14 protein-coding genes are annotated in these 17,498 nt (G+C 63.8%); 9 read left to right on the top strand and 5 right to left on the bottom strand.

Features of this window, described 5'->3' with window-relative positions; all coding sequences use genetic code 11:
• Window positions 1-22 precede the first annotated feature (22 nt).
• Together LRP30_RS21075 and LRP30_RS21070 are read right to left on the bottom strand one after the other, a co-directional pair.
• On the bottom strand, window positions 23-586 hold the full coding sequence (locus tag LRP30_RS21075; protein ID WP_249761554.1) for a hypothetical protein: 564 nt from the start codon (window positions 584-586) through the stop codon (window positions 23-25).
• Between the two features lie 6 nt (window positions 587-592).
• Entirely contained in the window at window positions 593-883 is a 291-nt protein-coding gene (locus tag LRP30_RS21070; RefSeq protein WP_249761553.1) for a hypothetical protein, read from the bottom strand.
• 96 nt (window positions 884-979) lie between these two features.
• On the opposite strand from LRP30_RS21070, the gene LRP30_RS21065 reads away from it, so the two are divergent.
• Window positions 980-1,276, top strand: coding sequence for a hypothetical protein (locus LRP30_RS21065; RefSeq protein WP_249761552.1), 297 nt, complete (start codon window positions 980-982; stop codon window positions 1,274-1,276).
• Between the two features lie 384 nt (window positions 1,277-1,660).
• Here LRP30_RS21065 and LRP30_RS21060 read toward each other — a convergent pair whose 3' ends face one another.
• Window positions 1,661-3,067 (bottom strand): site-specific integrase, encoded by a 1,407-nt coding sequence (locus tag LRP30_RS21060; RefSeq protein WP_249761551.1) that lies wholly within the window; start codon window positions 3,065-3,067, stop codon window positions 1,661-1,663.
• 1,482 nt (window positions 3,068-4,549) lie between these two features.
• Here LRP30_RS21060 and ilvD point away from each other — a divergent pair.
• Both ilvD and LRP30_RS21050 read left to right on the top strand, forming a co-directional pair.
• Entirely contained in the window at window positions 4,550-6,271 is a 1,722-nt protein-coding gene (gene ilvD, locus LRP30_RS21055) for a dihydroxy-acid dehydratase (protein ID WP_128933595.1), read from the top strand.
• Window positions 6,258-7,082 (top strand): tetratricopeptide repeat protein, encoded by an 825-nt coding sequence (locus LRP30_RS21050; protein ID WP_091885564.1) that lies wholly within the window; start codon window positions 6,258-6,260, stop codon window positions 7,080-7,082. The genes ilvD and LRP30_RS21050 overlap by 14 nt, the downstream gene beginning before the upstream one ends.
• A 52-nt stretch (window positions 7,083-7,134) precedes the next feature.
• On the opposite strand, the gene xth is transcribed toward LRP30_RS21050, so the two are convergent.
• The gene (xth, locus tag LRP30_RS21045; RefSeq protein ID WP_249761550.1) at window positions 7,135-7,932 is read right to left on the bottom strand and encodes an exodeoxyribonuclease III; all 798 of its coding nucleotides are present in this window, start codon (window positions 7,930-7,932) and stop codon (window positions 7,135-7,137) included.
• A gap of 153 nt (window positions 7,933-8,085) precedes the next feature.
• Here xth and LRP30_RS21040 point away from each other — a divergent pair, with 153 nt between their 5' ends.
• Window positions 8,086-10,395 (top strand): ATP-binding protein, encoded by a 2,310-nt coding sequence (locus tag LRP30_RS21040; RefSeq protein ID WP_249761549.1) that lies wholly within the window; start codon window positions 8,086-8,088, stop codon window positions 10,393-10,395.
• A 4-nt stretch (window positions 10,396-10,399) separates the two neighbouring features.
• On the opposite strand, the gene erpA is transcribed toward LRP30_RS21040, so the two are convergent.
• Window positions 10,400-10,729 (bottom strand): iron-sulfur cluster insertion protein ErpA, encoded by a 330-nt coding sequence (erpA, locus tag LRP30_RS21035; RefSeq protein WP_249761548.1) that lies wholly within the window; start codon window positions 10,727-10,729, stop codon window positions 10,400-10,402.
• A gap of 123 nt (window positions 10,730-10,852) precedes the next feature.
• Here erpA and LRP30_RS21030 point away from each other — a divergent pair, with 123 nt between their 5' ends.
• The 5 genes from LRP30_RS21030 (at window position 10,853) to LRP30_RS21010 (ending at window position 17,482) form a co-directional block, all read left to right on the top strand.
• The gene (locus LRP30_RS21030; RefSeq protein WP_249761547.1) at window positions 10,853-12,061 is read left to right on the top strand and encodes a deoxyguanosinetriphosphate triphosphohydrolase; all 1,209 of its coding nucleotides are present in this window, start codon (window positions 10,853-10,855) and stop codon (window positions 12,059-12,061) included.
• Between the two features lie 9 nt (window positions 12,062-12,070).
• Window positions 12,071-13,861, top strand: a complete 1,791-nt coding sequence (argS, locus tag LRP30_RS21025) for an arginine--tRNA ligase (protein WP_249761546.1) — start codon at window positions 12,071-12,073, stop codon at window positions 13,859-13,861.
• 141 nt (window positions 13,862-14,002) lie between these two features.
• Entirely contained in the window at window positions 14,003-15,571 is a 1,569-nt protein-coding gene (locus LRP30_RS21020; RefSeq protein ID WP_249761545.1) for an SPOR domain-containing protein, read from the top strand.
• A 46-nt stretch (window positions 15,572-15,617) separates the two neighbouring features.
• Complete coding sequence (nagZ, locus tag LRP30_RS21015) at window positions 15,618-16,646, top strand: beta-N-acetylhexosaminidase (RefSeq protein WP_249761544.1); 1,029 nt, start codon at window positions 15,618-15,620, stop codon at window positions 16,644-16,646.
• Window positions 16,643-17,482, top strand: coding sequence for a ScpA family protein (locus LRP30_RS21010; RefSeq protein WP_128933604.1), 840 nt, complete (start codon window positions 16,643-16,645; stop codon window positions 17,480-17,482). The genes nagZ and LRP30_RS21010 overlap by 4 nt, the downstream gene beginning before the upstream one ends.
• The last annotated feature ends 16 nt before the right edge of the window (window positions 17,483-17,498 follow it).

Here is a 17,498-nt window from a genome sequence, read left to right as displayed (position 1 = left end):
GGATTTCTAGTTTCCTGACAATTCAGCGGTCGCCTCGCTGAATGATGTGTAGTCTCTCAGATACTGGCCCAAGAAAAGAGCAAGCGATCTGAACTAGGGTGCGCAGCGCTAAAATTGTCACTGGGTCCTGCTCAGTTTGGACCAGCAAGATGGTTTCAGATTCGGTGATCGGTTGCGATGGGATCGAAAATAATTCCTCCTCAGTCTTGGCGACGAGGAGATGAAAGTCATAAGAGGAGCGGAGAATAGAAACCGTATGGGAATGGATGATCCGGCTAAGAACTTGATAGAGCGAAAGTGTCTCGCCGGAGTCCACGAAGTAAGGCGGTTGTGGTGGCACTATGAGCTTGCAGGTAGGAACCCTCAATTGTCGTATTTCCTGCACAGCCTTGGCAGACTCGGCGAAGTTCCGAAGAGACGCGGAGAAGGTGAGCAAATCGCGCTTGGCCAACAAGTCTGCAACGCTGTCCACGTCGTCCTGAACATCTCCAGCGTCGCCTAGGTCACGCCTCTTGCTGGAGCGAAATCCATGCAGTCGAACGATATGCTCGATTGCTTGGTCGTACAGGAAGATAACGTCATCCATTTTCTTTCAATCTTTCGGCTTTTCGTACAGATCGATATCGTTGATCGCGTCTTGGATCAGATCGCGAAGCGCGATCAGCGTGTCCCGAGCGCGGAGTGCCGAGCGGCCAGCCATGTAGGGGCCTGCTGGCGGCAGGTCTTCTGCTGGCGACGCCGTGATGCTGTTGCCAGTCTGCCCCGTGCTGATTTCAGCGATGCGGCCACCGTTGATGCTGAAATACGCGGCGATATCGTGCTGCCGATCTCCGCGAAGCAGCATGCCTTTAACAATCGCGATCTCACCTTCGTTCAGTGCCATGCGTATGTCCTTCTGACGAATCGGGAAACACGAAGATGCCACAATGCAGGGTAGTGTGGAGCCGGAGGATTACGGAGGCGGCTGTGGATAAGGCGGATGAAGTGCCGACCGGCGGCCCGGATCATCGCAATGAGCTGGGGGGACTTCCAGCCGCAAGCGTCGGGCCTAACGCTCCAACTCTGTCAACAGCCGGTCGCGATCATGAAGGTGCAGCCGCTGTGTCGCGCGTATGGTGGCAAGGAGCTTCAGAGCATCAGCCGTATCGTGGCCATCGCGGTCGGGCTCCGCGATCAGAGCTTCTTGCTTCGACAGGTGCTTCTCACCAAGATCGACGTGTCGCTCGGCCATCACGAGATGCTGTTGCAGCATCGCGCGGTCCATCTGCCCGTATAGAACGCCGCCGGAACGGCCGGTTGATCTACCTCACAGCGAAAGCAAATCAGGCCCGGCAGTCGCAACCCTACGACCACCGGGCCTGAGCGCCAGCCAATAACATTACGGTATGAAACACTGTCAGTGTCGCTGACACTGCGGGCGCGGGTCTGTCCGCTTCCCGACTTTTGGCCTATCCGGGAAAATACGGGGCTTCCCGCGAGGCCATCACTCTTCGAAAAATTCCTTGGAAACAGCACCTTCCCGAGATCGCGACACAACGGTGGACACAAGCCCGCTTATGCATTGATTTTATTGCTCTATTTTCGCCTTTACACTCCCTGCGCAGTGAAATGCCGAGACGCCAGCGCGATATGCGCTGGGCTGACTGGTCCGGGTCGGCCGTCAGGCTGGAAGCTGAGATTGGGCCTGTTCGATGGCTTGCGTAGGAACATTCTCGATGATGCGCCGCAGCTCGGCCGCAACACCATCCAACACCGCGCGCTTCTCCTTCATGCGTTTGCTGTGATTGTAGACCTTGCCAGTGACTGTCGGCACGATCTGCTCGCCCTTCTTGCTTGCTGCGTGATCAAGGCACTTCGCGATCCAAGCGTCGTCAAAGCCGAGATCGCCCGCCAGGGTTGCCGCCGTCCGCCGCAGGTCGTGCGGCGTGAATGGCTTGAGGCCGATCAACTCGCACAGGCCGGCGGTCTTGGTCTTGTCCTTGTTCTTCTCGTACTTGGTCCCGCGCAGCGCGTCGGCCATCGCCTTGCGGTGGATCGGCTGGCCCTTGTACATCGGGCTCTCGAACACAAACTGCTGATCCTCGGAGGTCAGCGCCTCCTTGATGATCTCGATCGCCAGATCTGACAGCGGCTGCTGGATCACCCGCCGCTTCTTGACCCGCTTGAGGGGGACGTCGAAGCGGGGATGCGCGCCGTCGAGGTCGAACAACTCATCCCGGCGCGCGCCGAGCAGTTCGCGTGAGCGCAGCATCGTGACCAACTCGAACTTGAGAGCCAGCCGCGTCCGGCGGTCATAGGGGAGGTCGTCGCGGTCCAGGCCATGCCAGAAGGTCCTGATCTCGTCCTCGGAGAGGACGCGGGTGCGGGGATGCTCCGGGTCCAGCTTGGGCAGATTGACGCAAGGGCTGGCAGTCACGTAGTCGCGGCCCGCCTCCGCCGCCCAGTTGAACAGGCCGGAGGCGGCCTTGCGCATATGGCGCGCGTTGCTGACCGAGGGCTTGCCGAACTTGCCTGCGACGATGTCGTTCGAGAGCGTTGCGATGTCGTGCTTGGTGACCTCCATGGCCAGTTTCTTGCCGAGGCAGGGGCGGATGAAGCGGTTGAGGTGGCTTGCCGTGTTCTCCCAGCTTTCCAGCCGAGGCCGCATCTCGCCATCCGGCTTCTTGACCGGCGTCTTCATCCAGGTGATTCGCTCGTCGATGATCTCGCCGACGGTCTTGCCGCGCTTCGCTTTTGTGGCCTGCTGGTCGCGGAAGGTCTCGGTGAGCGTCTCGCCGCCCATGGCCTTGAGGCCGTAGACCTTGCTGCGGGCGTCCTCGACCGTGAAGGTCTCGGGGTTGTAAACGCCGAGCCAGCCGGTGCGCTGCTTGCCAGTCTGCCGGTCGGTGAACTTAAAGGAGAAGGTCGCGACGCCCGCCGTGGTGATGCTGACGTAGAGGCCCGGGCATTTGCGGTCGTAAAACTTGGTCCGCTTGGCGACCCGTTTCTCACACAGCCGGTCGGTCAGGATGACGCTGCTGTTGCGGCCCCGCTTGCCGGCGAGGGAGGGGATAATGGTATCATTCATGTGGTTTCGGCTCCTGAGGCTTGGGACCAAAGGGCTCGGCTTTGGGGCTTTCAGTTTGTCGTGCGGACGCTGAAAGGCTTAGGGCCGGGCCCTTATTTTGGTGAAGCCCGCTGAAACAGCCCGCATCAGCGTAGTCGAAAAGTGCTTGTTTTAAAGGATTTTGTTAGTTTCGGCGTGTTTCACCGAATGCCAAAATATAGACGTGTGGTCCTGGCCGTCGTTGCTACGGTCAAGCCTTGGCGGATGCGGCATTGGCGTCAACCGGCGCGGGTGCCGTGACTTCTACGAGGGCGAGGGAGGCCAGAAGGAATTCGGCTCCCAGGAGAGCGCGGCATAAGCCGTCAAACCACTGCGCAGGGAAGGCCGTGTGTTGGGCTTCACCTGTATGCTGCTGTGCGGTCTTCTCTGCGTGTGCTTTTCGCGCAGCGGACCGCGGGTGCCGCCGGCACCCGGCCTTCCCTGCGCCCTCTTGGATAAGAGGGTGGAGTGACGAAGCAAAGCTCGGGCGAAACGCGCCGCGAGAATGAGAAGGCGTGTCTGCGACGCAGATGCGAATTGGAGAGCGACGCCATTGCCCCTTGCTCCGTCATTGCGAGGAGCCCTTGCGACGAAGCAATCCAGAGTCTTGCCGCGGAAAGACTCTGGATTGCTTCGCTGCGCTCGCAATGACGAGATTGGGGCGAGCGCTAACCACACACTCGCTGTCATCGCCCGGCTCGACCGGGCGATCCAGTACTCCGAGACACTTGTGATTGAACCGAGAGGCCGCGGCGTACTGGATTCCCCGCCTTCGCGGGGAATGACAGTGGCAGTTGGAGGACGACAGCAGTGCCCCTTGCTCCGTCATTGCGAGGAGCCCTTGCGACGAAGCAATCCAGAGTCTTTCCGCGGACTGATTCTGGATTGCTTCGCTGCGCTCGCAATGACGATGTGGAGGCGGCGTGCGCCACACTGCGCTCTCGTGCCCCGGACGCAGCGCAGCGTCACCCTGGCGATGCGAAGCATCATCCAGCGACGATGCGCTGCAGAGCCGGGGCCCATGTCGCTGCGTCGTACCGTGTGGCCCTGGATCCCGGCTCTGCGCCGCAACCGCTGCGCGTCCGGGACATGAGAGGGGCTCGGTGGTGCAGCAGGGCGGCGCCGACTCAGCCGAGCTGCCTCATCGTCAAACGGGGAGCGCTGCCCGTGCTGTGAAATCGGAAGTTGTGGACCATCATCCCTGCGGGGGTATCTTGGTAGGACAATCCGTGTCTTCCACGCCACGATTGTTGTGTTCAAGCAACAGTGATTGGTGTTTTAACCCCCATCACCGGCCGTTCGCATCAGCGCCGCTTTTTGGCCACACCCGAACATGAATAAAATCACTCTAATGATTTAAGGGCAGCGGCAGTCTTCGACGGCGACGGGAAATCCCAAGGTCGATTCAAATCTTGGCTCTGATTTTTCGGGTCTGAAAGGGTTGACCGGGGAAACTGGTTTGCGATGAGCGCGAAGATTGACAAGCAGAGGCTGCCGAGCCGTCACGTGACGGAAGGCCCTGCGCGCGCGCCGCATCGGTCCTACTTCTACGCCATGGGTCTGACCACCGAGCAGATCCACCAGCCGTTCGTCGGCGTCGCCTCGTGCTGGAATGAGGCCGCCCCCTGCAACATCGCCCTGATGCGCCAGGCGCAGGCGGTGAAGAAAGGTGTGGCGTCGGCCGGCGGGACCCCCCGCGAATTCTGCACCATCACCGTCACCGACGGCATCGCCATGGGCCATGACGGCATGCGCTCCTCGCTGCCGTCGCGCGAATGCATCGCCGACTCGGTCGAGCTGACGGTCCGCGGTCACGCCTACGACGCCCTGGTCGGCCTGGCCGGCTGCGACAAGTCGCTGCCGGGCATGATGATGGCGATGGTCCGTCTCAACGTGCCGTCGATTTTCATTTACGGCGGCTCGATCCTGCCCGGCAATTTCCGCGGGCAACAGGTCACCGTGCAGGACATGTTCGAGGCGGTCGGCAAGCATTCGGTCGGCGCCATGTCGGACGAGGATCTCGACGAGATCGAGCGCGTGGCCTGCCCCTCGGCGGGCGCCTGCGGCGCGCAGTTCACCGCCAACACCATGGCGACCGTCTCCGAGGCGATCGGCCTTGCGCTGCCTTACTCGGCCGGTGCCCCCGCACCTTATGAAATCCGCGACGCCTTCTGCATGACCGCGGGCGAGAAGGTGATGGACCTGATCGCCTCCAACATCCGGCCGCGCGACATCGTCACCCGCAAGGCGTTGGAGAATGCCGCTGCCGTGGTCGCCGCATCCGGCGGCTCGACCAATGCTGCACTGCACCTGCCGGCGATCGCGCACGAGGCGGGCATTAAGTTTGACTTATTCGACGTCGCCGAAATCTTCAAAAAGACACCATATATCGCTGATTTGAAGCCGGGCGGCCGTTATGTCGCCAAAGACATGTTTGAAGTAGGTGGCATACCGCTTCTGATGAAGACGCTGCTCGACAACGGCTTCCTGCACGGTGATTGCATTACCGTCACGGGCCGCACGATCGCCGAAAACCTCAAGAGCGTGAAGTGGAATCCGCACCAAGACGTGGTGCACCCGGCAGACAAACCCATCACCGTCACGGGCGGTGTGGTCGGTCTGAAGGGCAATTTGGCGCCAGAAGGTGCGATCGTGAAAGTCGCGGGAATGTCCAACCTCAGGTTTACCGGTCCGGCCAGGTGCTTTGACCGTGAGGAGGACGCTTTCGAGGCGGTTCAGAAGCGCACCTACCGCGAAGGCGAAGTCATCGTGATCCGCTACGAGGGGCCGAAGGGCGGCCCGGGCATGCGGGAGATGCTCCAGACCACCGCGGCGCTGACCGGCCAGGGCATGGGCGGCAAGATCGCGCTCATCACCGACGGCCGCTTCTCCGGCGCCACCCGCGGCTTCTGCATCGGCCATGTCGGGCCCGAGGCCGCCATTGGCGGCCCGATCGGGCTGCTCGAGGACGGCGACATCATCGAGATCGACGCCGTCGCCGGTACCCTTAACGTGAAATTGAGCGACCAGGAGCTCGCCCAGCGCAAGACCAAATGGGCGGCTCGCGCGACTAACCACACGTCGGGTGCGCTCTGGAAGTATGCTCAGCAGGTTGGACCAGCGCTCGGGGGGGCGGTGACCCATCCGGGCGGCGCGCACGAGAAACAGTGCTATGCGGACATCTAGGCGTGCGATAGTTGCGTTTATGTTGGGGGCTGCTGCGCTGGCCGCGCCGGCGCTCGCCTTTGACGGCGCGCCGGTCAACAAGGATGCGACCATCCCGGTCGTGACCACCTTGCCAGGGGCTGCGAATACGGTTCGCACCAGAGTTCCGCCGGCGGTCGCATCCCAGGAAACCTCGCTCAGCGCCCTGCAATATGCCGCCGAGGGCGGTCACCCCATCGCGCAGTGGAAGCTCGGCCGCATGTACGCCAATGGCGACGGCGTCGCCCAGGACGATCTGCGCGCCTTCGAATATTTCAGCCGCATCGCCAACGCGCATGCCGAGGACAGCCCCTCGGCGCCGCAAGCGCAGATCGTGGCCAACGCCTTCGTCGCGCTCGGCCGCTACTATCTCAGCGGCATCCCGAACTCGAAGATCAAGTCGGATCCGGAGCGGGCGCGGGAGATGTTCTCCTATGCCGCGTCCTATTTCGGCAACGCGGACGCGCAGTACGATCTGGCCCGCCTGTACCTGAAGACGCCGGACGCCTCGCGCGAGGATTTCCGTTATGGCGCGCGCTGGCTCGGCCTCGCCGCTCAGAAGGGCCAGCATCAGGCCCAGGCGCTGCTCGGCCAGATGCTGTTCAACGGCGACCGCCTGCCGCGACAGGCCGCGCGCGGCCTGATGTGGCTGACGCTGGCCCGGGACAGCGCCGGGGCCGAGGAGACCTGGATCAAGGAAAGCTACAACCGCGCCTTCGCCAAGGCCTCCGACGACGACCGCGCCATGTGCCTGCAAATGCTGGAGCAGTGGGTGCAGGGCCGCCGGGAATAGCTCGGTCCCGTAGGGTGGGCAAAGCACAGCGTGCCCACCACCTGATCGGCGCTTACGCCGCCTCGAGATCGAGATCCGCCCACACCGGTACATGGTCCGACGGCTTCTCCCAGCCGCGCACATAGCTGTCGATACCGACATTGGCGAGCCGGTCACTGGCCTGCGGCGACAGCAGCAAATGGTCGATGCGCAGGCCCTGGTTCTTCTGCCAGGCTCCGGCCTGATAGTCCCAGAAGGTATAGAGCCCTCCCTCATCCGTGACCGCCCGCAAGGCGTCGGTCAGGCCGATCCCGAGCAGGGACTGAAAGCTCTCCCGCGTCTCGGCCTTGAACAGGGCGTCCTCGGTCCAGGCGGCGGGATTGTGCACGTCGCGCCCATGCGGGATGACGTTGAAATCGCCGGCGAGGATCAGCGGGACCTCCTCCTTGAGGCGCTCCTTCGAATACTCAAGAAGCCGCGACATCCATTTGAGCTTGTAGGGATATTTGTCGGTGCCGACCGGATTGCCGTTGGGTAGATAGAGGCAGGCAATGCGCAACACCCCCTGCTTGAGCGTCACCACGCCTTCGAGGAAGCGAGCATGCACATCCTCGTCGTCGCCGGCGAGGCCCGACTTGGTCTCGTCGAACCGGAGCTTGGAGAGCAGGGCGACGCCGTTGAACGTCTTCTGTCCGTGCGTGACCACGTTGTAGCCGAGCGCCTCGATCTCCAGCCGCGGGAAGGATTCGTCGACGCACTTGATCTCCTGAAGGCAGACGATGTCCGGCTGGCACTCCTTCAGCCAGGTCAGTAGCAGGTCGATGCGCTGCCTGACCGAGTTCACGTTCCAGGTGGCTACTCTGATGGGCATTGGAGGGCTCCAGGCGGGAGCTACCGTTAGAACAAAATGCAAACGCGCCCGTCAAGGCGGCCGCAGAATCTCCCACAAAATTAACCCGGCTTAAGCGCGCGTCGGGTCATTGATGCCCAAAAGGTTCCTCTGACGGGATGGCCGGACAAATCCATGAAGCGAACTGAGCCGCGCGATGGCGTGATGGGCGCGTTCCTGTACTGGCTCGGCGGCTTCGAGATCGAGGACGGCCTGACCGCCGATCTCAGCGAGCGGGCGCTGCGGCGCATCCGCGCCAAGCAGATCGACGCGGTGACGCGGCTGATCCCGGTGACGATGGCCGTGACCATGCTCAACGTCGCCATCGTGCTGATCCTGTTCTGGGGCAGGGGCTGGAACGATTTCCTCGCGATCTGGGGCATGGCGTTCGCCGCTACCGCCTTGCTCGCGGTGCGTTCGTGGCGGCGGTCGCATCGAAATCCGCTGCAGGAGGCCTCAAGCCGCGCCGCGCGGCAGGTGCTGCGACAGGCGTTCTTCCTCGCCGCGATCTGGGGCATGCTGCCGCTGGCGCTGTTCAGCCGCATCGGACCAACCAGCCAGCTCATCCTGGCCTGCCTGATGGTCGGCATGATGTCGGGCGGAGCGTTCACGCTGTCGACCTTCCCTCGTGCCGGCCTCGTCTATCTCGCCACCATGACGATCGCCTGCGTCGGCGCGCTGCTCTTGTGCGGCACCGGGCCGTATCTGGTGACAGCGGTATTCCTGCTGCTGTTCGCATTCTTCATGGCGCGCAACATCGTCTCCCAGGGCAACCTGTTCCTCGGCAATCTCAAGGCCCAGCTCGAGCTCGAGCGTCAGACTGAAATCATCTCGCTGCTGCTGAAGGACTTTCAGGAGAACGCCAGCGACTGGCTGTGGCAGACCGACGCCGAGGGGCATCTGGTCGACGTGCCCCAGCGCTTCGCCGACGTCGCGCAGCTGCCGCTTCCGCTGCTGAAGGGATCGCACTTCGCCGACGTGCTCAACATGCTCTGCCCCGAGGACAAGAGCGCGGCCTACAACATCGTCGGCCTGATGGAGCAGGCCGAGCCGCTGCATGAGATGAATATCAAGGTCGTCGCCGGCGGGGAGGCGCGGCTGTGGTCGCTGACGGCGAAGCCGGCCTACGATCGCGACGGCCAGTTCCTCGGCTATCGCGGCTTCGGCCGCGACGTGACCGAGCGCTGGCGCGCGGAAAAGGCTGAGGCCGAGAGCCGCGCCAAGTCCGACTTCCTCGCGGTGATGAGCCACGAGATCCGCACGCCCATGAACGGCGTGCTCGGGCTCGCCAGCATGCTGCTGGAGACAAAACTCGATCCGGAGCAGCGCGAGGCCGTCACCACCATCCAGGAGTCCGGAGACAATCTCCAGCGCATCCTCAACGACATTCTCGACCTGTCCAAGCTCGAGGCCGGCCGCTTCCAGTTCGAGGTGATCGACTTCGCCCCGCAGGCGCTGGTCGAGACGGTTGCGACCGTGGTGCGCGCGAGTGGCAAGGGAAAGGGGCTATCCGTCAAGGTCGAGCTCGATCCGATCCTGCCGCCGACGCTGCGCGGCGACGTCGCGCGCATCCGCCAGGTGTTGCTCAACCTCGCGTCCAATGCGGTGAAGTTCACCGACGAAGGCGAGGTGACGATATCAGTCATCTGCCGGGCGCGCCGCGACCTGCTCGCGACCGTCGAATGGACCGTGACCGACAGCGGCATCGGCATCGCCCCGGAAAAGCTCGGGCTGCTGTTCAGCGACTTTGCCCAAGCCGATGCCTCGATCAGCCGCCGCTTCGGCGGCACTGGCCTCGGGCTTGCGATCAGCAGGCGCATCATCGAGCAGATGGGCGGCACCATCGGCGTCACCTCGACGCCGGGCGAGGGCTCGACCTTCCGCTTCACGCTGGTGCTGCCCTGGAGCCAGGCCCAAGTCTCCGATGCGACGGCTGAGCGCGATGAGGCAGAGGAGCTGAAGGCCCGCATCGCCGGCCTCGATCGGCCGCTGAGGGTGCTGGTCGCCGAGGACGACGCAGTCAACCGCATGGTCGTGAGCAAGATGCTCGGTGGATTCGATGTCGAGCTGCGCGTCGTCGCCGACGGCGTCGACGCCGTCGCGGCAGCCTCTGAAGGCGACTACGATGTCGTGCTGATGGACGTGCGCATGCCCGACATGGACGGGCTTGCCGCGACCCGCGCGATCCGCGCGCAAGGCGGCCGCTTCGAGGCCTTGCCGATCGTCGCGCTCACCGCCAACGCGTTCCCCGAAGACGTCAAGATCTGCCGCGAGGCGGGCATGTCGGATTTCCTCGCCAAGCCGCTGCGCAAGCCTATGCTCGTCGCGGCCTTGCTACGAGCACTGGACGGCCAGGTCATGTCGGAGGACGCGCCGCTTCAGCCAGAGCTGATGCCGGTCGAGGTGGAGTGGACGGACGAGGAAAGGCAGATCACCGGCGCGTAAGCGCTCAGACCGAGAAGCTGGTCCCGCAGCCGCACGAGGCGGTGGCGTTGGGATTGTTGACGCGGAACGAGGCGCCGATCAGATCGTCGACGAAATCGACCTGCGAGCCCGCAAGGAAGGGCTGCGAGGCAGAATCGACCAGCACCACCGCATTGTCCCGCTCGATCACGAGATCGTCGTCGCTGCGGGCACGGTCGATGTCGAACTTGTACTGGAAGCCGGAGCAGCCGCCGCCCTCGACCGAGATGCGCAGCATCGCGCCAAAACCTTCGCCCTTGAGGATCTCCCCAATCCGGCGTGCGGCCCGGTCGCTGATGGTCACGGCAGTCGTCATCACTCGTCTCCGATAGTCCCGCGGTCATACCAAATTCATTTGCCCAATTCATTTGGTATCCCGCGTCCGACATAGTTAAGTGCCACCATACGCAGAATCAAATGGATAGGGACTAAATTCGCCGTGTCCGTCGGAATGGCTGCCCCCCGCGCGCCCTATGCCTGCGACCCCGATCGCAGCCGTGGCCGGCTAGTCGCCGAGCCGCCGAGCCGGACCCGCAGCCCGTTCCGGCGGGATTGCGACCGGGTGATCCATTCGACCGCGTTCCGCCGCCTGAAGTACAAGACCCAGGTGTTCGTGTTCCACGAGGGCGACCATTACCGCACCCGCCTGACCCATTCGCTGGAGGTGGCGCAGATCGCCCGGGCGCTGGCCCGGCAGCTCGGGCTGGACGAAGACCTCACCGAGACCCTGGCACTCGCCCACGATCTCGGGCATCCACCGTTCGGGCATGCCGGCGAGCGGGCCTTGGACGCCTGCCTGAAGGAATTCGGCGGCTTCGACCACAATGCCCAGACGCTCCGCGTCGTGACTTCGCTCGAGCACCGCTATCCCGAGTTCGACGGACTCAACCTGACCTGGGAATCGCTGGAGGGCATCGTCAAGCATAACGGCCCGCTGACCGACCGCAGCGGCGCCCCGATCGGGCGCTACCGCGAGCACGGCGTTCCCGTGGGGATTGCCGACTACGTGAAGACCTATGACCTCGAATTGTGGAGCTTTGCCTCGCTGGAAGCGCAGGTCGCCGCGATCGCCGACGACATCGCCTATGACGCCCACGACATCGATGATGGCCTGCGCGCCGGCCTGTTCCACCTCGACGATCTCAAGGTGATGCCGCTGACCGCGGAGATCATCGCCGAGACCGCGGCGCATTATCCCGATCTGGAAGACGTCCGGCGCGGCGCCGAGCTGGTGCGCGAGCTGATCTCGCACCTGATCGGGGCGGTGTTTGCGGAGACGCAGAAGAACCTCGCCGCGGTCAAGCCGCAATCCGCCCAGGACGTCCGCCAGCAGAGCCGGGCGCTGATCGCGTTTCCGGTCGAGGTCGCGGAGGAAGAAGCTGCCATCAAGCGCTTCCTGTACCAGCATATGTACCGCCACGAGCGGGTGATGCGGGTGATGGGGGAGGCGGAGCAGATCCTGTTCGACCTGTTCGCAAAATACCTGAAATCCCCTGCCGAGCTGCCGCCGGAATGGCTGCTGGGGTCGGAGTCCGACAATGAGGGCGACCGGGCTCGCCGGATCGGCAATTTCATTGCCGGAATGACCGACCGTTTCGCCCTGACCGAGCACCAGCGGCTTTTTGACTCGACCCCGGATTTGCGTTAGGCGGCGGCCATGCCCGAAACATCCTCATCCCTGCACCTGTTCGCCGACGTGCTCGCGCGTGTGCACGCCGCCTGCCGTACGCTGGCCGTGGACGCCAACTGGCCTGAGGGCATCGATTTCTCGCGTGTGGTGGTTGAGCCGCCGCGCGATGCCTCCCATGGCGACATGGCGACCAACGCCGCCATGGTGCTTGCGAAAGAGGCAAAGGCAAAGCCCCGCGATCTCGCCGAGCAGATCGCCGAGCGGCTGCGCACGGATGTGCTGATCGCCAAGGTCGATGTCGCCGGCCCCGGCTTCATCAACCTGACGCTGAAGCCGGCGGCCTGGGCGGAGGCGCTGCGCACGGTGCTGCGCGAGGGCGCCGATTACGGTCGCGTCCGCGGCGGCTCCAAGGTCAATGTCGAATACGTCTCGGCCAATCCGACCGGGCCGATGCATGTCGGTCACTGTCGCGGCGCCGTGTTCGGCGACGCGTTGGCAAGCCTACTTCAGTTCGCGGGCCACGACGTCACGCGCGAATACTACATCAACGATGCCGGCGCCCAGGTCGACGTGCTCGCGCGCTCCGCCTTCCTCAGGTATCGCGAGGCGCTCGGCGAGGACATCGGCGCGATTCCGGAAGGACTCTATCCCGGTGACTACCTCAAGCCCGTCGGCGCGGCGCTGGCCAAGGAGCATGGCGACAAGCTCCGCGGGGTGAGCGAGGCCGAGTGGCTGCCGACGGTGCGCGCCAAAGCGATCGCGATGATGATGGACGAGATCAAGGACGATCTCGCCGCCCTCAACATTCGCCACGACGTGTTCTTCTCCGAGCGCTCGCTGATCGAGAACGGCAACAACAAGGTTGCCGAGACCATCGATTTCCTACAGGCCAAAGGCGACATCTACGAGGGTCGCCTGCCGCCGCCAAAGGGCGCGCCGGTCGAGGATTGGGAAGACCGCGAGCAGCTGCTGTTCAAGGCGACCGCTTACGGCGACGACGTTGATCGACCGCTGATCAAGTCGGACAATTCTTACACCTACTTCGCCTCCGACATCGCCTACCACAAGAACAAGTACGACCGTGGTTTTGCGGAGATGATCGACGTCTGGGGCGCCGACCATGGCGGCTACATCAAGCGCATGCAGGCGGCGGTAAAGGCGACGACATCAGGTAAGGGCGCTCTCGACGTCAAGATCGTCCAGCTCGTGAAGTTGCTGCGCAATGGCGAGCCGGTGAAAATGTCGAAGCGGAGCGGGGACTTCGTCACCTTGCGTGAGGTGGTGGATGAGGTCGGCCAGGACGCCGTCCGCTTCATGATGCTCTATCGCAAGAACGATGCGGTGCTCGATTTCGACCTCGCCAAGGTCGTGGAGCAGTCGCGCGACAACCCGGTGTTCTACGTCCAGTATGGTCACGCCCGCGGTCACTCGATCTTCCGCAACGCGCGGGCCGAGGTATTCCCGGAACTGCCCCGGGATACCGCCGAGCGGATCGCCTGGCTGATTGAGTCGGCCATGGAACGGCTGTCAGACCCGGTCGAACTCGATCTTCTCAAGCGCCTCGCAATTTATCCGCGGGTGATGGAAGCTGCCGCCGCGGCGCACGAGCCGCACCGAATTGCCTTTTATCTCTATGATTTAGCCAGCGAATTTCATGCGCTTTGGACGAAAGGGCGCGATTTGCCCTATTTACGCTTCATTATCAATAATGATGCAGATCTTACAAAAGCGCGACTGGCCATGGTCCAGGGCGTCGTCTCTGTCCTGGCATCGGGCCTCGCCATCCTCGGCGTCCATGCCCCGGACGAGATGCGGTAGTTTGGGGCGAACTACCTAATGGGAATTCGGGGGGTAACCGGCAGAAGCCGGATCGCTTAGACTTGGTTGAAAGCCTTGTGGGTCGAAAGCCGTGCCTTGGTCGAGGGGCGCGCGGCTTTCCCGAAGGGACGCATCATCACGATGGCCGAACGATATCAGGACAGACCGTTTCCCTCCGATGACTATGGTCGCGGTAGCGATCAGCATGGGAAGGCGGAAAATGATCCCTTGGCCGAGCTCGCCCGTCTGATCGGACAGACCGATCCGTTCGCAGCGCAGTCGCGGCCGACTGTGCGCCCGAAAGCGGCGCCTGCCCAGAGCTATCGGGAAGATGACTATCGCCAGGACGATGATCAGCAGGATTATGCCGAGCAGCCTCCGCCGCCGCCTGGGCCGCCCTCATGGATGCGGCGCGCCAACGTGCAGCCGCAGCCGGCGCCCGCGCCAGAGCCTGACTATCCCGTCTCCGTAAACCCGGTTCATCCGTTGCATCGCTATTCGGCCCAGCCGACTGCGCCTGCCCCAGAGCCGGATTTTCATCAGCCGCAGACGCATCAGGATCACGCTTATCAAGCTCAAGCGTATCAGGATCAGGCCTATCAGCAGCACGGACAGGCTTATCAGGAGCAGGCCTATCAGGAGCCGTACGCGCAGCCCGATCCGTCGCGCTACGATGATGCGCTCTATGGCCGGCTCGAGGCAGGCGAGCAGGACTATCAGCGCGATCCGGCCTATCCCGACGATCCCTACGCGTACCAGAACGACTATCCCGAGGCCGAACTTGACGAGCCGAAGAAGCGGCGCGGCGGCATGATGACGGTCGCGGCGATCCTGGCGCTTGCCGTGGTCGGGACTGGCGCTGCCTTTGCCTACAAGACCTATGTGGGCTCGCCCCGCAGCGGCGAGCCGCCGATCATCAAGGCCGACAACTCGCCGACCAAGATCGTGCCGGCGCCGACGGACTCCTCGGCTAAGGTACCGGATCGCATGGTGAGCGGTGACGGCACCGAGAAGATCGTGCCGCGCGAGGAGGCGCCTGTCGACGTCAACGCCAGGGCGGGTGGACCCCGCGTGGTGTTCCCACCGCTGAACCAGAATGCGAACCCGCCGTCGGTGGCGAGTGTGTCGCCGTCGATGGTGCCGCCGCCGAGCGCAGGGCCGACTCCGAGCAACGGCACACTGCCGAACAATTCGCCGCGTTCGATCAGGACGGTGGCCGTGAAGGGCGATCAGACCGATAGCGCCACACCGCAATCCGCCGCTGCGAAGCCGGCAGCTGCGCCAAAGCCTGTTGTCGCGCCGCCTGCACCAATCGCGTCGCGCAATCCGCCGACCTCGGCCAATGCCAGCGCCAACCAGCCTATGTCGCTCGCGCCGCAATCGGGACCGACGGCCGAGCCTCCGCAGCGGATGGCTGCGACCAATCCGACGCAACTCGCCCCCACCAGCAGCGGCGGCTACATCGTGCAGGTCTCCTCGCAGCAGAGCGAGGACAGCGCCGCCGCATCCTATCGGGTGCTTCAGAGCAAGTATGGCAGCGTGCTCGGATCGCGCTCGCCGGTGATCAAGCGCGTCGACCTCACCGACAAGGGCAAGGGCATCGTCTACCGCGCCTTCGCCGGTCCCTATGGTTCGGCAGAGGAGGCGACGCAGGCATGCAACAGCCTCAAGTCCGCAGGTCTGTCTGCCTGCTTCGTCCAGAGGAATTAACGGCCGTTTCCTTGACCCCCTCGCGGGGCAGGGTTAATCGGCCGTTATGAGCACGCGGGCCTTCATTACCGGCGTATCCGGAACGGAACTGACCGCCGCCGAGCGGGAGTTTATCCGTGCCGAACGCCCATGGGGCTTCATCCTGTTCAAGCGCAATGTCGCGACACCGGCGCAAGTTGCTGCATTGGTTGCGGAATTGCGGACGGTTGCGAATGCTGCCGAGGCACCGGTCCTGATTGATCAAGAGGGTGGGCGGGTGCAGCGGCTGGGGCCGCCGCACTGGCCGGTCTATCCGCCGGGGGCCGTATTCGCGACTTTGTACGACACTGATTCGGTGCTCGGGCTCACTGCGGCGCGCCTGAGTGCCCGCCTGATCGCGGCCGATCTCGCCGATCTCGGCATTACCGTGGATTGCCTGCCGCTCGCTGACGTGCCGGTGCCGGGTGCCGATGCCGTCATCGGCAACCGGGCCTACGGCACGGAGCCGGGCAAGGTCGCGGCGATTGCCTGTGCGATCACCGAAGGCCTGGAGCAGGGCGGCGTGTTGCCGGTCCTCAAGCACATTCCTGGTCATGGCCGGGCCACCGCCGACACCCATTTCAAGCTGCCGACGGTCGATACGCCCCGGGACGAGCTGGAGCGGACCGATTTCGCCGCGTTCAAGCCGCTTTCGAACCTGCCGATGGCCATGACTGCACATGTTGTGTTTAGCGCGGTCGACCCCGCCCATCCGGCGACGACATCTGCGACAATGATTGCTGACGTGATTCGCGGCGCAATCGGGTTCCAGGGTTTGTTAATGAGTGATGACGTGTCGATGAAGGCGCTGTCGGGGAATATCGCCGAGCGGACCCGCGCTATCTTTGCGGCCGGTTGCGACGTGGCCCTGCATTGCAACGGCAACATCGAGGAGATGCGCGACGTCGCCGCTCAGACACCCGAACTGTCTGGCAGGGCACTGGAGCGGGCGAAAGCCGCGCTCGCCGCACGCAAGCCGCCGCAGCCGTTCGACCGGGCGGCCACACGCGCGGAACTAGACGCATTGATCGCACGGGCAAACACGGCATCGGCATGACCGCAGAAATCCTATCGTTCGAAACCGGGCGGCCCGCAGAGCTCGCCGAGGGCGAGCCGGCGTTGGTCGTGGACGTCGAGGGCTATGAGGGCCCGCTCGACCTGTTGCTCGCGCTGGCACGGCAGCAGAAGGTCGACCTTGCCAAGATTTCGATCCTGGCGCTGGCGGACCAGTATCTCCACTTCATCGAAGCTGCGCGGAAGATCCGGCTGGAGCTCGCTGCTGATTATCTCGTGATGGCGGCCTGGCTCGCCTTCCTGAAGTCGCGCCTGCTGCTGCCGGAGCCGCCGAGTGCGGAAGGCCCGAGCGCCGAGCAGATGGCGACTGCGCTCGCCAACCGGCTGCGCCGGCTGGAGGCCATTCGTGAAGCCGCCAATCGGCTGATGAACAGGCCGCAATTGCAGCGCGACATCTTCCCGCGCGGCGAGCCCGAGCAGATCGCCGAGATCAAGCATCCGAAATACACGGCGACGCTGTACGACCTGCTCACCGCCTATGCTGCTCAGCGCCAGTCGCGCGTGCTGGCGAGCGTGCATCTGGCCAAGCGCACGGTGTGGTCGCTCGCCGAGGCGCGCGCCACGCTGGAGCGGCTGGTCGGCAGCATCAGTGAACAGGACGACTGGGGCGTTCTCGACGACTTCCTGATCCGGCACGTCGCCGATCCGACGCAGCGCGCGACGGTGTTCGCCTCTAGCTTTGCCGCCGCGCTCGAACTGGTGCGCGAAGGCCAGCTCGAGCTGAACCAGAAAGAGGCGTTTGCGCCCATCTATTTCCGGAAGGGGCGTCCTAAACCGGTTCCGGACGCAGCTCCTGCGCCCGATGCGCCGGTCGGTTAAGTGCAAGAAGGAGAAT

Source organism: Bradyrhizobium sp. C-145 (assembly GCF_023375135.1).
In the GTDB taxonomy this organism is placed as follows: domain Bacteria; phylum Pseudomonadota; class Alphaproteobacteria; order Rhizobiales; family Xanthobacteraceae; genus Bradyrhizobium; species Bradyrhizobium zhanjiangense.
The sequence above is the reverse complement of the archived record's forward strand: the minus strand, read 5'-3'. Positions and strand labels throughout refer to the sequence as shown.

Coding starts and splice junctions, on each gene's coding strand:
- LRP30_RS21075 (WP_249761554.1), bottom strand. CDS start 586: ATGGATGACGTTATCTTCCTGTACGACCAAGCAATCGAGCATATCGTT.
- LRP30_RS21070 (WP_249761553.1), bottom strand. CDS start 883: ATGGCACTGAACGAAGGTGAGATCGCGATTGTTAAAGGCATGCTGCTT.
- LRP30_RS21065 (WP_249761552.1), top strand. CDS start 980: ATGAAGTGCCGACCGGCGGCCCGGATCATCGCAATGAGCTGGGGGGAC.
- LRP30_RS21060 (WP_249761551.1), bottom strand. CDS start 3,067: ATGAATGATACCATTATCCCCTCCCTCGCCGGCAAGCGGGGCCGCAAC.
- ilvD (WP_128933595.1), top strand. CDS start 4,550: ATGAGCGCGAAGATTGACAAGCAGAGGCTGCCGAGCCGTCACGTGACG.
- LRP30_RS21050 (WP_091885564.1), top strand. CDS start 6,258: ATGCGGACATCTAGGCGTGCGATAGTTGCGTTTATGTTGGGGGCTGCT.
- xth (WP_249761550.1), bottom strand. CDS start 7,932: ATGCCCATCAGAGTAGCCACCTGGAACGTGAACTCGGTCAGGCAGCGC.
- LRP30_RS21040 (WP_249761549.1), top strand. CDS start 8,086: ATGAAGCGAACTGAGCCGCGCGATGGCGTGATGGGCGCGTTCCTGTAC.
- erpA (WP_249761548.1), bottom strand. CDS start 10,729: ATGACGACTGCCGTGACCATCAGCGACCGGGCCGCACGCCGGATTGGG.
- argS (WP_249761546.1), top strand. CDS start 12,071: ATGCCCGAAACATCCTCATCCCTGCACCTGTTCGCCGACGTGCTCGCG.
- LRP30_RS21020 (WP_249761545.1), top strand. CDS start 14,003: ATGGCCGAACGATATCAGGACAGACCGTTTCCCTCCGATGACTATGGT.
- nagZ (WP_249761544.1), top strand. CDS start 15,618: ATGAGCACGCGGGCCTTCATTACCGGCGTATCCGGAACGGAACTGACC.
- LRP30_RS21010 (WP_128933604.1), top strand. CDS start 16,643: ATGACCGCAGAAATCCTATCGTTCGAAACCGGGCGGCCCGCAGAGCTC.